Raw genomic sequence first — 14,224 nt, forward strand, 5'->3', positions numbered from 1 at the left:
CCGGCCTGGTCGACCCGCGACGAGACGGGCCTGAGGTTTGTCACACAACGGTCATCAGCAGATAAGAACCGGTGGTCCACCGGCAGCCGTCCTCACAGCTGTACCAGCCCATTTCCAGAGAAGAGCCGTCCACCATGATCCGTGTTCACCCCCAGACGACCCCGGCGGCCTCCGCCCTCGGTCGTGGCCGCCCCGCGGCCCCGCTGTTCGCCGCCGTCGCCGGGCTGTTGCTCCTCACAGCCTGCGGCTCCGGCGGGGACACGGCTCGGGCGGACGACTCGAAGGTGTCCGCCGACGTGGCGGGTGTGCACGCCGCGGCCTCGCAGGCGGCCGTTCCGCCGAAGGTGACCACGGGAGCCGTACTGGACTTCGACCTGATTCCGGGGGCGGGCAAGACGGTGGGCACCGGTCAGCCGGTGTCCTTGGAGTTCGAGAAGCCAGTGCAGGACAAGGCCGCGGTGGAGAAGGCGTTGACGGTCACCGCGTCGACCCCGACCGAGGGTTCCTGGGGCTGGGTGACCACACCCTCGGGCCACGACCGCCTGGACTGGCGCCCCAAGGACCCCTGGAAGCCCGGCACGGACGTCACGGTCAAGGGCACGCTCACCACGGTCGACCCCGGCGGCGCGCACTTCGACCGCGACCTGGACCGCACGTTCAAGATCGGCCGAGACCAGCAGCTGACCGCCGACCTCGACACCCACCAGCTCATTGTCCAGCGTGACGGCAAGGTGGTGAAGTCCATCCCCATGTCCGGCGGGCAGCCCGTCAAGGGCCGCCAGTCCCGACTGGGCACCTACGCCCTCAAGACCCGGGAACCCAAGGTGCACATGACCTCCGCGTCCGTGGGCGGGCCGGTGGACTACGACGTGGTGGTCAACTGGGGCATGCGGGTGACCGACACCGGCGCCTACCTCCACGAAGGGGTTCCCGAGGCGCAGAAGTACGTCGGCAACACCAACCACAGCGCCGGCTGCATCGGCATGACCCCCGCCGACTCGAAGTGGGTCTTCGACAACACCATCCTCGGCGACCTGATCACGATCAAGGGCCAGGAAGCCATCAAGAACGTCGACGGCCCCGGCAACGGATACGCCGACTGGAGCATCGACTACGAAGCCTGGAAGAAGTTGAGCAAGGCCGCCTCCTGACCCCCCACCCGGTCACGCCCCGCTTCCATCCCGCACCGGCCCAACGCGTCGCCCTCGCGGCCCCGTCCACTACGCCGCCGCCGACCTCGCCGGCCGACGGCGCGGCAGCAGAACATTGTTCGGTCCGCCGTCACGGGACTGCGTCCCCCACCCTTGTATAAGTTCCCGTCATACAAGGGTGGTTGCCCAGAAACGATCGTCGGGGGAGCGGCCCATGAGCGAACATCAGCAGTCATCGGTAGCGGACGACCGGGAGAGCGACGAGATCGTCGAGGCCGAGGTGGTTGTGGAGGGCGAGCTGCTACCCGTACCCGCGGCGTACCCGTCGCACAGCCCTCGGCCCCTGGTCGACCAGCACACGCTCCTGTACCCGGGGGAGGCCGTTCCCAAGGAGGCGGACGCGCTGACGTACACCCGTACGGACTTCGAGGTGTCCCGGGCACGGCGCAGCGCTGGCGCGACAAGTCCGCGCCCGCCAACACCATCCGTACGTACATGTCGGGCGTCCGCACGTGGATGCCCGAGGACCGTGGGCATCCGCGACTCCCTCCGCTGGTACGCCCGGCGCGACACGGTGCTGGGCGGCTGACTACGGCCGGGGCATCGCCACTGACCGGCTCTCAGCTCCTGAGTGCTCTGATGTGCCATCGGGCAAGGGGCGGAGGTCAGGTCAGCATGTCGGCAAGGTCGAAGGAGGCCCGGCGGCGGGTGGGGTCCGGCGTGTGCGGGAGGATCGCTTTGTGACCACTCTCATCCCGCCTCCCGGGCCCGACCGACACCGGGCGATCGTCAGCGAGGTGGCCCTCCTGTGGGCCGCGCACCACCCCGGGCCGTTCCCCGACGTGCCGTTTGATCACAGACATGATCTGGCGTACCTGGATTTCAACATGGCCGGCTGCGTCACGACCTACCTCAAGAACGATGGAGTTCCCGGCCCGGGCCACGTCGAGGTTCTCCGGGACTGTCTACCGGAGCTCCGCGCGGCCGTAGCGCTGCTGGCGCGTTCGGCGGAGTACAGCGAGGGACTCAGGGTCTTCAGAGGCTTGCTTGCGATGGCCGAACTGATCCTCGCCGACGGGGCGTAAGCCGGTCGCCGCCCGGCCTCCCGTACGTTCCGGAGCGGTACGGCATCACCGCCAAGGCGGCGTCAGCGAGTGTCTCCTTGCCCCACGGTTCAGCCGCCGGCCGGGTAGCTCGAAAGCCGCTTGTTCTCAAGGACCAGTCCCACATAGCCGTTGACGAGGAGCGGTGCGGCTTCGGGCCTGGTGGGCATGTCCGCGCCGGTCCGCGCGTCCAGGGCGATCGGGGCGCCCGCCCCGTGGCCGTAGACGGGCGACGATCACGGTACGCCTCCTCGATGGAGTCACCGGCCCAAGCCTCAGGAGGACCGTCACGGCCGCCGTGGAGCCGTGCTTCCGTGTCGGGTCCCGGCCGGCCTTGCCCCTGTGGGCGGGCGCCCCGCAGCCGCGTGTCGTCCGGGGTCACTCGGCGGGGCACCGCAAGCCCCCAGGGCTGAGGAGCTACGAGCCTGCGCACCCAGCATCCGCAGTCACCGCGCCGATGAGCGTGATCAGCACTTTGGGGCGGGAGCCGGGATGGTCGGGCATGCGGTTGGTCATCAGGGCCTCCTGTGAGGTCTCAGGGGCCTGCCATCCGGTTCCGACGCAGGCAGCTGACCGAGGACCGTGACCGGCTGAGCGCCGAGATCAAGAGCCGGCCGGGCGCTCCGGCTCACCCTCGCCGAGGTGCAGCAGCGTATGGACCAGCTGCAGGACAGCGGGGAACGGATGCGGGCGGCTCTGCTGCAGGCGGTGCGCGACCGTGACGAGGCGCTCAGGACGGCCGCGGAGGCGCAGCGGGTGGTCGGTGAGCTGAACGACGAGATCACCCGGCTCCGCACCGCAGCCCCGGGCGCGGACAGGGCCCCGACGGCCGGCGCCGTCGCCCTGCCCGCCGCTGTGTTCGACTTCTCCGGCTACGACGCCGACCTGGAGGAGTCCGAAGCCGCGCTCAGCACGGCCCGGGCGCTCCTGGAACACGGGCGCGAAGCCGTCGAGTAGGCCGGCCGGAGCATCGGCTACGAGCGCCAACTCGATCCCGGTGTAGTCGTCGGCGAAGTCGTCCACACGCCGCGCGCACCGGGTGAGGGGTTCTCCGGGACAACCCCGGACAACCCCGGGACCAGCACGGACACCGGTGACACCGGCGACACGGATGACGAGTGGTGGGTAGTGTCCAGCGCGGACAGGACCGAGTCGTACGTCGCGCCGCCCTTCCGAGAGGAAGGCCGGTGGCACAACTCCGACACCCCGCCGGGTTCTCCCGGAGAACCCTCCACGGCCGACGCCCGCAGCGGCCCGTACTCCACCGTGACCGACCGGCCAGTTTCGATCCTGCTCATGATCTTCGGGTTCCCGTCCCTGAAGCCCTCGCCCTTCCGTTTCCTCCCCGGCATGCTCGCCCTGTTCCTGGGCTTCGTGATCGCGCAGCAGGTCTGGAACGGTGCCGGCCTGTGGTTCATCGTCCTCGTTGGGCTGGGGTAGGGCGTCCCGATTCAGGACTGTGCGGCTTCGTACGGCTTCCGTGCAGTTTCCGTGCGGTGATGGCCGGGCCGGTGCTGCGTTGTTCCGGGTACGGACGAAGACTTGCCGGACGTGACGTGCTTCCCGACGGCGTCACGGCGCCGCGCCCGAAGCGGATCAGCAGTGACGAGGCGCGGGCCGTGATGCTCCTGCTCGGGGCGCTCGACAAGGACGAGCGGACCGGGCAGATCCGTTGCTAGCCTGCCGTCCATGATCAAGGGGGGCCTGGCAGGCCGAATAGGCAGCATGGCGGGGGACAGCAGGCCGGAGCGCGTGCTGATCGCCGCCAGTTTCACCAACCGGGTCGGCAACGGTCTGTTCAACGCGGCGTCGGCGCTCTATTTCACCTTGGTCGTGGGCCTGCCCGCGGTGCAGGTCGGTGCGGCGCTCACCATCGCGGGACTGATCGGCTTGTGCGCGGGGATACCCGGAGGGCATCTCGCCGACCGGCGCGGGGCGCGCACGATCATGATGGTGGCCCTCGCGGTCCAGGCGATATCGATGGCGGCCCTCGTCCTCGTCGAGAGCTGGGCCGCGCTCACGGTCATCGCGACGGTCGACCAGATCGCCGCGGCGGCGGGTGGGGCGGCTTGGGGCGCTTTGGTGGTCCGGGTCGGGGGTGAGCGCCCGGCCGTGTTCCGGGCGAAGCTGCGTACCTTCGTCAACCTGGGCGTCGTCCTGGGGACGGTGGGTGCCGGGCTGGCGCTGGCCGCGGACACCCGCGGCGCCTATGTCACGCTGATCCTCGGCAACGCGGCCAGCTTCGCCCTGTGCGCGCTCCTCCTGCTCCTCCTGCCCCGCTATCCGGTGCTTGGGCCACCGCCGCAGCAGCGTCGTTGGATCGCCTTCTCCGACCGCCCGTTCCTGGCGTTCACCGCCCTCTACGGGGCCATGGGACTGCAATACCCGGTGGTCTCCCTGCTCCTGCCGATCTGGATCTCCGAACACACCGAAGCGCCGCGCTGGACGGTGGCGGCACTGTTCGCCGTCAACTCCGCCTTCTGCGTACTGATGCAGACCAGGATCGGCTCCCGCATCGAAACCCCGCACGACGGCGGCCGGGCGTTTCGCATCGCGGGGCTGCTCTTCCTCGTCAGCTGCCCGATGATGGCGCTGGCGGCGTACACCCCGGTCTGGGCGGCAGCGGGACTGGTCCTGGCCGCGATCTTCGTGCACAGCCTGGGAGAGGTGTGGGAGTCCTCGGCGGGCTTCGCCCTGGGCTTCGGTCTCGCCCCCGACCACGCCCAGGGCCAGTACCAGGGTGTCCTCGGCCTCGGCTTCAGCGCGGGCCAGGCTCTCGCCCCCGCGATCCTCACCACCCTGGTGCTCGGCCTCGGCACGACGGGCTGGCTGCTGCTGGCGTTGTTCTTCGCGGCACTGGGCGCTGCCGGCCCCTCCCTTGCCCGCTGGGGCACGCGGACCCGGCCGCAGCCGGGCGTCGCCGCGGACGTGACAGGGTGACCAGGTAGTACGGCGCCCTCCCAGGGGGGACACTGGATCGCCGGCTACGTCTGCTTCCTGGAGAAGGGAGCCGGGCAGCCCGTGCCGGCCCGCCCCGGATACGTCTCACTCCGCCTTCGGCGACTTCGGCGGCTGCGGCTCCGGCTGTGAGAAGCGCAGCCAGGCGGTGAGGGCGGCTTGCAGTTCGAGTACGGCCTGGCGGTCGAGGGGTTGCACTGTCCGGCCGGCGCGCAGCGTTACGGTCCGGGGCGTGATGCTCCAGCCCACGCCCAGCCGATCCGGCGAAGCGATCGCGGTGCCGTGGGCAAGAGTGCGGAGCATGGCCTCGATCCGGGGCGGGACCGGTGTCTGCCGCGGCCGCCACGTCACGTTCCGCAGGCGGACGGGCAGGCCGAGCGCGCCCCGGAAGGCATCGACCGCGCTGTCCAGCGGCTGCGCGGTGTGGGGAGCGGATCCGAGGAACGCCTCGGTCAGCTCGGGGTGCGGACGAGCGCGCGGGTTCTCCCTCGGCGGCAGCGGATGCTCCTCCACCTCCAGGCGCACGCACGCCGGCGGGACGAGCACCTCGTCGTAGCCGTTCTTCACGGCAGTGGCGTGGTGTTCCCTCAGGGCACTGATCGGGCCGGTCAGCACATGCTCACCCCGCGTCCACTGTAGGTCAGGGCGTAGATAGCGGAACGGCAGCTTCGGCGTATCGAGCCTGGGCGGCTGCCCGTACACGCCGTGGGAGCGGTGCAGCACACCGGATTCGGTGACCAACACAGTCACCTGCCGGCTGGTCGCGGCCTTGCCCAACCGGAACCCCACCACCGTCGTCGGCATCGGCCCCTCCCATCCACCGTTCGGATTGGCGCTACGACGCTATCGGTGACACCCACACCTCCGCGGGCCGATTGCGGAAGAACGCGCAGAGCGCCGAGCGCAGGGCGTAGGGTGGGCGGCCAACTCCCGGAAGCAGCGCATCGCGGCGGCCAAGGCCCCGTAGCGCGGCCACCGGGCCGGCGGCCGCGGAATCACCCGCCGCCGGGAGCGGTGCCGGGCTGAAAGGGCGGGGCTGGAAGGAAGCCGCGATGTCTGCTCCCAGACCGCCTACGCCGCTACTGACCTGGCACGCACCACCTCTGGCGGGTCAGCATCCTCGGTCGTGGATCGCCCGCAGCCACGGTTCCCTGACGGCGGGCATCCGCGCGAGCGTGTACCGGAACGCCTCCCTGGACGGCTGGAACGGGTACCACGGGTGCGACGGCAGCGGGTCGTCCCGCTCCACGCCTGCCGGCAGCCCGCCGACCACCGGCAGCCGGGTTCGGTGGGGCGGGAAGGCGAGTTCGGCCCAGAGCGCGGCATCCATGGGTACCGGCACCGGCCCGGCGCGCGGCCGCCACATGTCTCCGGTCTGCGGATGGACCGGCACCAGCACCAGGTCCGTGGCCGGCTCACCGAACCCCGGGCCCGCCAGGTCCAGCCGCTTCGCACCTTCCCCGGCAGGCAGCAGAGCGCCGAGTGCCCGGCCGAGGAGCTCCGCGAGCGGCCCGGGCGCCACCTCGACCGACGCGCCCCCGGCGGCCACCACCACCTGGGCGAGGGCCACGCCCGCCGGGATGTCCCGGTACTCGCTCAGCCGGTGCCGCAGCGCGCCGGTGGCGAGCAGCTCCGCCCAGTCCATGATCGGCCGCTCCGGCGGGCCGGGCAGCCGCACTACTGCCTGTGGAACGAGCCGGACGACCTGCCAGCACCCACAGTCGTCCATCCTCGTTCCCACCGGCAGATCGCAGCCCAGGCAGGCCAGGTTCGGACCGTCCCTCCCGTCGATCCCCATGCAGTAGCCCCCGGCCCGCTCGAGGATCAGCCCGGTGCCATGCATGTCCCCGGGCGCGAGAACGACGGTGTCGGACGGTCCGTTGGACAGCGTGCCAGACGGCGCGAAGCGCCCCCGCTTCGCCGCCTCGCGCGCCCCGACCTCGTCCCACTGCCGCCACGGCGGCCCGTACGGCGCGGGGTCGACGGCGTAGTACCCGGCCTCCAGCAGTGGCGGGTGCAGCGTCTCCCAGTGCGTGTCGGCCAGGTGAATCGGCAATGCCACCTCCGACACCGCCGCCGTCAGGACCGCACCGCAGCCCGCACACCCGAACACCGCCAAGCCGTCCCCTCCCGCCGTCGAAGCCCCTGCATCCCACCAAGCAGGCGGACCGGGGAGCAAGGGGTTTTCACACGACGCCAAACGCCGTACCGATGGGACGTCCCGGGCGGTGCCCCAGTGCGCCGCGCCCCCTGGGAAGGAGGAGCGTGTGTTTGCGTCCTCCAGGAGCGAGCGGCGCAAAGCGCGCCCCCGCAGACATCGTGCGCAAGACGCTCCGTCAGAGGATCCCCGCTCATGAACCGTTCGTGAACCGCTCGTGAACCAACGAGCCTGGTGCACTGTCGGTCGGCCGATCAGGCCGTTGCTCCGGGTGTGGAAACCGACTTGCTGGACATACGCCATGCTCGCTGGAGGGTCAGGAACCCGCGCCGGCCGGTATGAGCTTCGCGATGTCGACAACCTCGGAGTCCGCCGGGGGAGTGGTGTCGACGGGGGTTGGGCGGGCGCCGCCCCGGCCGAGCCGGTTGCACCCGGGCGTCGCCGAGGAAGCCGCCGATGGCGGCCTGGGAGTACCCGCCTACGGGCCGAGCGGGCAATGTGGTTGAGGCCGTGGCTCCCGGTCAGCTGGATCCGCGCTGGTCGTGGGCGGCCGTATCCGGCGCGGCGCCCGCGGCCGCCCCGGCGTCGGCGCCCCCGGAAGGGGACGCCGCGCTCGTGGTGTTGGGGTGCTCTTCGCGGCGCGCCGTGAGCGGCTTGTGACGGTACCTGATCCACCCCGTCAGGGTCGGTCGGGGCGAGGTTCGGCCGCTGCGGCGCGGTGTTCTCAGTAGGTGTGTCCTGTGTGCGCGAGTGCCTGCTTGAGCAGCACGCCGTGGCCGCCCGGCATTTCGTTGTGGACGGCGAGGTCGGCGGCCTCCTGGGGGCTGAACCAGACCAGGTTCAGCGCGTCCTGCCGGGGCCGGCAGTCGCCGACCACGGGGACGACGTAGGCCAGCGACACAGCGTGCTGGCGGGGATCGTGATAGGCGGTGATGCCGGCGGTGGGGAAGTACTCGGCGACGGTGAAGGGCTGGAGGGACGCGGGGATACGGGGCAGAGCCACCGGCCCGAGGTCCTTCTCCAAATGACGCAACAGAGCGTCACGGACCCGCTCGTGGTGCAGGACGCGTCCGGAGACGAGGGTCCGGCTGACCGTTCCGTCCGGGCCGATGCGCAGCAGCAGCCCGATGCTGGTGACTTCGCCGCTCTCGTCTACCCGTACGGGAACTGCTGTCACGTACAGGATCGGCATCTGGGCCCTGGCCACTTCGAGCTCGTCCGTGGTCAGCCATCCGGGCGTGGTTTCGGTCATGTCAGACATTGCTTGATCGTACTTTCCAGCGGCCGTGTCGGGGGGATCTGCGCGATGAAACGAGTGACCGCGCGGTGCGATGCCGGTGCGCGCACTCCCGGGGCCCCGGGGCGCGGACCGACGTACGGCCCCCGGCGCCGGACGGGGGCGGGCGGAGTAGGTGCGGCGTGTCGCCGAGGTTCCGGGCCGGGAGTATCCGCCGTCGGGCGACGGCTACTCAGCAGCGGGAGCGGGAGCGGGAGCGGGAGCGGGAGCGGAAGCGGATCGGGTGACGGGCGTCATGGGTCTTTTCCCGCTACGCAGCGGTGGTCAAGCCGCCTTTCGAAGGGCCGCGCCCCTACCAGCCATCGTTTATCGGGCGCTCATTGGCTGAACCACGCCTTCGGTAGCCCACGTTCCGGCCCTAGCTTCATTGCTGACGCAGCCGGTCCGGCTGCGCACACGTCAAGGGGGGAAACCGTGACGGCACTTCGCAAGGCTCTGACGGTACTGGCCATGGCCGTACTCGTATCGCTCGGCTCGGTCGGTGTCAGCCACGCCGAAGGCTGTGAGTGGCCCGGGGCGGCAGGCGAGTTCTACTGCGACCCGGCCTAACCGCTGACGGGCGGTGCGTACGCCACGCCGGCAGCGGGTGACGTACGCACCGCCATGCTGTCCGGGGGCGGCGTGCGCCCCGCTCCCGGGCCAGGCCGAGCTACAGCCTCCGGCCCGGTCCCGGACACCTCGGTGCTCGGTGACGTGATGTCGGGCCGGACTGGGCGCAGTTGGCCCGCCGGCTCGCTTCCTGCACCAGGCCGGCGCCGAGCAGGCGGGGCAAGTGGGGGAGTGGGTCGGGACTGTTCCCCGGGATCTCCCATCGTTTTCCGATATATCCAAGACGCTCCGGCCGGTGCGAACGCATGATGGTCGGTCCGGGTGCTGCTCGGATCGAGGACGGGGCGGTGTGCCCCGTGCCACAGCTGCATACTGCCTGCCGGGGGCTTGCCGATGTACCGACCGCTCGCTCTGCTCTTGGCGTTCTACCTGTGCGTCGCCGGAGTCTGGGCCGTGGCCACCACTCCCTGGTCGGGCGGCGCCGGTCCGGCCCCGGGGGCCGCGGCGGCCTTGATGACGCCCGGAGCACCGGCCAGGTCGGGTACCGCACCCTCCACCACGTCGCCTTCCCCTGCCCCCACGGTTCCGGCGGTGTGGACGCTGAGCACCCTGCGCAACTACCTGGTTGCCGAGGCCACCGCGAAGGACCCCGGTGTCGCACTCGCCGACCTGGAGCGGATCACCGTCAAGTCCCCCTACGTGGACGGTTTCTGTCACCCCATCGCCCACGACCTCGGACACACCGCTCTGACGATGTACCACGGAGACGTCGCCAAGGCGATGAGCTTCCCCAACGACGTCTGCGGCTCCGGCTACCTCCACGGGGTGGTGGAGGAGAAGCTGCAGGAGATGCCGAATCCGGCCACCGCCGTCACCACCCTGTGCAGCCCTGCGCAGACCGGGGCCTGTATCCACGGCATAGGCCACGGCACGATGTTCGTGTCGCACCTGGACGTAGCGGCCGCCGAAAAGATGTGCGACCGCTTCCCCAAGAACTACCAGGTGTGGGCCTGCTCCGAGGGCATTTTCATGCAGCTGTTCGAGCCGGACGAGAGCGATCCCACCGCCCTGGCGAAGCTCCCGGCCGACAAGCTGGCCGCCGAGCCCCAGTACCCGTGCGCCGAGCAGCCGCCGACCCACCAGAGCGCCTGCTACTTCTACGCACCCATCTACTACTTGCAGACCCACGACTACGCCGCCCACCCCGAGGCGTTCGTCCAGGGACTCGCCTGGTGCCTCAAGGCGCCGACCAGCGGCAGTCGTTCGGACTGCTCGCGGGGCATGGGATCGAGGACGATGAAGTACAACATCGACCGCCCGGTCTGGGTGGCCGAGCGGTGCCAACGGGCCCCGGCGGCCTGGCAGCGGCAGGACTGTGCGGCGGGAATGGTCAGCTACTGGAACGTCAACTACGGGGACAAGACGGCGGCCAGGACCAGTCTCTGCCCGAAGCTGAGCGGCGAGGCCAACGCGAACTGCCGGCGGGCCGCCCCCACCAGCAGCTCCGCCGACTGACGCAACAGCGGGCCGCCTGGCTCCACCCCTCCCGGACCCGCCGCCTCCCGCCTCCCCATCCCTTCCACCCCTTCCACCCCTTCCACCCCTTCCGCATCCGTCCGCCCGCCGCACCGATCGGACCCCCGCCATGGACCAGCCACCCGGCACGACCGCTCCCATAGCCGCCGGACCAGACGCACACGCCCACGCACACGCCCACGCCCACCCGGCCGTCGGCGGCGCCAGCGGCGGCGTCGATCGCAGCGTCAGCCGCTACGCGCTGCTGCCGCTACGGCTCTTCCTCGGTGCCACCTTCGTCTACGCCGGTCTGGACAAGCTTGCCGATCCGCACTACTTGGGCAGCCTCACCGATGCCGCGTCCATGGCCGCACAGGCCCACGCGGCGGCGGCGCACAGCCCCATCGGCGCGCTGCTCGACCGGGCCGCCGCCGCGCCCCTGCCCAGCGGACTGGCCATGGCCTTCGGCGAGCTCGCGGTGGGCTTCGGCACCCTGCTCGGCCTGTGGGGAAGGACGGCCGCACTCGCCGGGGCGGCCCTCAACCTGACCCTGTGGCTGAGCGTCAGCTGGGGCGTCCACCCGTACTACCTGGGCAACGACCTCATCTACCTGGTGGCCTGGCTGCCGCTGATGATCGTCGGGACGCCCCACCTCTCCCTGGACGCGCTGATGGCCCGCCACAGCCGCCCGGCGGCCGGCACCGCGGGCGCCCGGCTCCACGTCCGCCGTCGGATCCTGCTGGACGGCGCCATCGCCACCCTGGCCGTCACCGGAGCGGCCCTGCTCACCGGAGCGGCGGCAGCCCGCACCCGCCCGCGCACCAGCGCCGCTCCCTCGGCTTCCGCCGAGCCGTCGGTACCCGGGTTCCCGGCCGCCTCCGTTCCGGTGGGAGGTGCGCTACGGGTCTCCGCGCCGGGGAGCGGAGACCCGGTCTACGTCCAGCAGCCGAAAGCCGGGCAGTACACCGCCCTGTCCGGTCTCTGCACCCACTCGCGCTGCACGGTGAACCCGCCCAAGGACGGCCGCTTCCTGTGCCCCTGCCACAACTCCTCCTTCGATGCCGCCACCGGCGCCGTCCTGCAGGGCCCGGCAACCCAGGCCCTCGCCCGGTTCGGCATCACCCGCACCGGCGACCAGCTGCACCTCGCACCGAACGCGGACTCCACCGGCTGAGCCGACAGCAGGGCCCGCTGCCCGCAGGGGGCGTACGGCCCGCAGTCCGGGGACCAATGCCGCACCGCGGGCAGGCGCACCGTACCTAGCATGAGGTCGGTACAGACCGCACCAGGGCAGGGATGACGACGTGACCGGGACGGTCCTCTTCGGCAAGGAGCAGCAGGACACGGCATGGGCGCGGATGCGTCTGGAGACGACCGAGCACGTGAACGTCCGCTGCTCGACCGCGCACATCGGCTGACGCGGGCGGCGGCAACGAACAGCCGGACGTCCCCCGTTCAGAACCGGGACCGCCGAACCGTCCAGGTCCGGGCCGACCCGGACCATCAGGCAGCCATCGCGCGCCGCACGACCAGAACGGCCCGGTCGTCGTCGTGCCGCGTGGCCCCGGCACAGGACATCAAGGCGTCCGCGATCTCCTCGACCGGCGCGCCCCGGGACCCCTCCAGCGTCCGGCAGACCAGCGCCGTACCGTCGTCAAGGCTGAGGCGCGGCCCTTCCACGAGCCCGTCCGTGAGCAGGGCGAGGGTTTCGCCCGGCCCCAGGTGGCCGTGGGTCAGTGGGTACGTCGTGCCGTTCTGCACGCCCAGCGGGAGTCCGCCGGGCGTCTCCGGCGCCGAGGTCCCGGTCGCCGTACACACGACGGGCATTACGTGCCCCGCCCGGGCCGAAACCACCCGGCCGAGCGGATCGAGCAGTGCGTAGAGGCAGGTCGCGAAACCGGCCGCCCCCATCTGGAGCATGAGTTCGTTCGTCCGCTCCAGAACACGGTCGGGCGAGGGGTCCTCCCAGGCGTAGGCGTGCATGGCGGTACGGACCTGCCCCATCAGCGCGGCCGCCTGGATGTTGTGGCCCTGGACGTCACCGATGATGCAGGCGACTCCGCCGTCCGGCAGGGCTATCACGTCGTACCAGTCACCGCCCACCTCCAGGCCCTCATTGGCCGGCAGGTAGCGGGCCGCGATCTCGAAGCCCCTGATGGCGGGCAGCTCGGCGGGCAGCATGTCCCGCTGGAGCGCCCCGGCGAGCTCCAGGCGGGCCGTGCTCAGACGGATCCGCTCCCAGGCCTGGCCCGCCAGCTCGGCGATCACCCCGAGGAGGGTGCTCTCCTGCTCCGTGGTGCGGTGGGGGGTGTCGTAGGTGATCACCCAGCCGCCCAGGGGTCTGCCGCGTTCGGCGGCGAACGGCACCATCAGGAAGGACTCCGCGGTCGTCGCGTCCAGCAGGCCGTGGGCCTTCGGCCAGGCGGCCCGATAGGCCTCCCTGGAGCCGATGACCTCGGTGCGGCCGGTACGGATGGCATGGGCCAGGGGTTTGGGGGCGTCCAGGCTCATGCCGTGCAGGGAACGCGCCATGGCGGGGTCGATGCCCTCGCCGAAGGTGACCCGGAGCCGCTCGTTCTCGACGAAGGCGAGCAGGGTGCCGGTTCCGGCGAAGGCGGGCGCCACCTTGTGCAGGATGGCGTCCGTGAGCTCCTCCTCCGTTTTGGCCCCTACGAACGCCGCGGCGAGCTCGCGTACCAGCCGGCTCTGCCGGGAGTGCTCGCGGGCCACGGCCCGTTCGTGCTCGTCGGCGTCCGTACGGTCGGCGGTGGACCCGACGATCCGGCGCGTCCCGTCGAAGCCGATGCGCATGATGCGCGAGACCGAGTGCAGCGAGCGGTAGCCGCCTTCCCCGTCGGGATAGCGGAAGCAGATGTTGACCACTTCGCGCTCGCCCCGGCGCAGCGCCCAGAAGGCGTCTTCGACGTGAGCCGCGTCATCGGGGTGCAGCTGGTCCAGCACGTTCCGCAGGGGGAACTCCCCGGCACTGTGGTGCCCGTTGTACTCCAGTGAGTTCTCGACCCACCAGAACCGGTCGTGTTCCTCGTCGTAGGCCCAGACGGACTCGCCCCGGAGCGCGGCCATCGCGTGCAGCATCGCCCAGCTGGCGGAGTCGGCGGAGGAGGACTGCTCCAGCTCGACCACGGCGGCCGGGCGGCCGTCGGGCCCGTCGACCGCCCAGGCGGACACCAGGCACAGCACGGCCTCGTCCCCGCTCCGCAGCACCAGCGGGCTCCGGGTCACGGGAGGACCGGCCACCGTCGTACCCGTACCCGTGCTCGTCACCGGACCCGTACCCGTCACCGGGGGAGCCGGCGGGGCCGCCGGATGCGACAGGGCGACGTCGAGCAGGAGCCGGGACAGCGGCCCCGCATGGCCGGAGGGGGCGAGCGCGGAAAGGGGGAGTCCGACCAGCTCGGCAGGGTCCATGCCGAGAAGGGCAGTTGCCCGAGGATCGGCGTCGAGGATCAGCCCGGCTTCCCGGGAGCCGCTT

14 protein-coding genes are annotated in these 14,224 nt (G+C 71.3%); 9 read left to right on the forward strand and 5 right to left on the reverse strand.

From position 1 onward, the window contains the following. The first annotated feature begins 134 nt into the window (after positions 1–134). The 6 genes from ACFWNV_RS06080 (at position 135) to ACFWNV_RS06105 (ending at position 5,194) form a co-directional block, all read left to right on the forward strand. Positions 135–1,151: a L,D-transpeptidase gene (locus ACFWNV_RS06080; RefSeq protein WP_383941203.1), complete on the forward strand. Its 1,017-nt coding sequence runs from the start codon at positions 135–137 to the stop codon at positions 1,149–1,151. Positions 1,152–1,891: 740 nt separating this feature from the next. Then, positions 1,892–2,236, forward strand: coding sequence for a hypothetical protein (locus ACFWNV_RS06085; RefSeq protein WP_383941205.1), 345 nt, complete (start codon positions 1,892–1,894; stop codon positions 2,234–2,236). 672 nt (positions 2,237–2,908) lie between these two features. Further along, a complete protein-coding gene (locus ACFWNV_RS06090; protein WP_383941208.1) occupies positions 2,909–3,211 on the forward strand; it encodes a hypothetical protein in 303 nt (100 codons plus the stop codon). A gap of 339 nt (positions 3,212–3,550) precedes the next feature. Continuing rightward, on the forward strand, positions 3,551–3,694 hold the full coding sequence (locus ACFWNV_RS06095) for a hypothetical protein (protein WP_383941211.1): 144 nt from the start codon (positions 3,551–3,553) through the stop codon (positions 3,692–3,694). A gap of 116 nt (positions 3,695–3,810) precedes the next feature. Then, entirely contained in the window at positions 3,811–3,933 is a 123-nt protein-coding gene (locus tag ACFWNV_RS06100) for a hypothetical protein (RefSeq protein WP_383941214.1), read from the forward strand. A gap of 10 nt (positions 3,934–3,943) precedes the next feature. After that, a complete protein-coding gene (locus tag ACFWNV_RS06105) occupies positions 3,944–5,194 on the forward strand; it encodes an MFS transporter (RefSeq protein ID WP_383941217.1) in 1,251 nt (416 codons plus the stop codon). A 105-nt stretch (positions 5,195–5,299) separates the two neighbouring features. Here ACFWNV_RS06105 and ACFWNV_RS06110 read toward each other — a convergent pair whose 3' ends face one another. The 3 genes from ACFWNV_RS06110 to ACFWNV_RS06120 form a co-directional block, all read right to left on the reverse strand. After that, positions 5,300–6,016 carry a hypothetical protein gene (locus tag ACFWNV_RS06110; RefSeq protein ID WP_383941220.1) on the reverse strand — a complete coding sequence of 239 codons (717 nt, stop codon included), beginning with the start codon at positions 6,014–6,016 and terminating at the stop codon, positions 5,300–5,302. Between the two features lie 307 nt (positions 6,017–6,323). After that, a complete protein-coding gene (locus tag ACFWNV_RS06115) occupies positions 6,324–7,274 on the reverse strand; it encodes a hypothetical protein (RefSeq protein ID WP_383941222.1) in 951 nt (316 codons plus the stop codon). 820 nt (positions 7,275–8,094) lie between these two features. After that, on the reverse strand, positions 8,095–8,631 hold the full coding sequence (locus ACFWNV_RS06120; protein ID WP_383941225.1) for an NUDIX hydrolase family protein: 537 nt from the start codon (positions 8,629–8,631) through the stop codon (positions 8,095–8,097). A 450-nt stretch (positions 8,632–9,081) separates the two neighbouring features. On the opposite strand from ACFWNV_RS06120, the gene ACFWNV_RS06125 reads away from it, so the two are divergent. Next, the gene (locus tag ACFWNV_RS06125) at positions 9,082–9,216 is read left to right on the forward strand and encodes a hypothetical protein (protein WP_383941227.1); all 135 of its coding nucleotides are present in this window, start codon (positions 9,082–9,084) and stop codon (positions 9,214–9,216) included. Positions 9,217–9,641: 425 nt separating this feature from the next. Here ACFWNV_RS06125 and ACFWNV_RS06130 read toward each other — a convergent pair whose 3' ends face one another. After that, positions 9,642–9,797: a hypothetical protein gene (locus ACFWNV_RS06130; RefSeq protein ID WP_383941230.1), complete on the reverse strand. Its 156-nt coding sequence runs from the start codon at positions 9,795–9,797 to the stop codon at positions 9,642–9,644. A 10-nt stretch (positions 9,798–9,807) separates the two neighbouring features. Here ACFWNV_RS06130 and ACFWNV_RS06135 point away from each other — a divergent pair, with 10 nt between their 5' ends. Together ACFWNV_RS06135 and ACFWNV_RS06140 are read left to right on the forward strand one after the other, a co-directional pair. After that, positions 9,808–10,731: a hypothetical protein gene (locus ACFWNV_RS06135; RefSeq protein ID WP_383941233.1), complete on the forward strand. Its 924-nt coding sequence runs from the start codon at positions 9,808–9,810 to the stop codon at positions 10,729–10,731. A 130-nt stretch (positions 10,732–10,861) separates the two neighbouring features. After that, entirely contained in the window at positions 10,862–11,905 is a 1,044-nt protein-coding gene (locus ACFWNV_RS06140; protein ID WP_383941236.1) for a Rieske 2Fe-2S domain-containing protein, read from the forward strand. 329 nt (positions 11,906–12,234) lie between these two features. Here ACFWNV_RS06140 and ACFWNV_RS06145 read toward each other — a convergent pair whose 3' ends face one another. Further along, on the reverse strand, positions 12,235–14,160 hold the full coding sequence (locus ACFWNV_RS06145; protein WP_383941238.1) for a SpoIIE family protein phosphatase: 1,926 nt from the start codon (positions 14,158–14,160) through the stop codon (positions 12,235–12,237). Between the last annotated feature and the right edge of the window lie 64 nt (positions 14,161–14,224).

The sequence above is a fragment of the Streptomyces sp. NPDC058401 genome (assembly GCF_042722885.1).
Taxonomy (GTDB): Bacteria; Actinomycetota; Actinomycetes; order Streptomycetales; family Streptomycetaceae; genus Streptomyces.

Coding starts and splice junctions, on each gene's coding strand:
- ACFWNV_RS06080 (WP_383941203.1), top strand. CDS start 135: ATGATCCGTGTTCACCCCCAGACGACCCCGGCGGCCTCCGCCCTCGGT.
- ACFWNV_RS06090 (WP_383941208.1), top strand. CDS start 2,909: ATGGACCAGCTGCAGGACAGCGGGGAACGGATGCGGGCGGCTCTGCTG.
- ACFWNV_RS06095 (WP_383941211.1), top strand. CDS start 3,551: ATGATCTTCGGGTTCCCGTCCCTGAAGCCCTCGCCCTTCCGTTTCCTC.
- ACFWNV_RS06105 (WP_383941217.1), top strand. CDS start 3,944: ATGATCAAGGGGGGCCTGGCAGGCCGAATAGGCAGCATGGCGGGGGAC.
- ACFWNV_RS06110 (WP_383941220.1), bottom strand. CDS start 6,016: ATGCCGACGACGGTGGTGGGGTTCCGGTTGGGCAAGGCCGCGACCAGC.
- ACFWNV_RS06120 (WP_383941225.1), bottom strand. CDS start 8,631: ATGTCTGACATGACCGAAACCACGCCCGGATGGCTGACCACGGACGAG.
- ACFWNV_RS06140 (WP_383941236.1), top strand. CDS start 10,862: ATGGACCAGCCACCCGGCACGACCGCTCCCATAGCCGCCGGACCAGAC.
- ACFWNV_RS06145 (WP_383941238.1), bottom strand. CDS start 14,160: ATGGACCCTGCCGAGCTGGTCGGACTCCCCCTTTCCGCGCTCGCCCCC.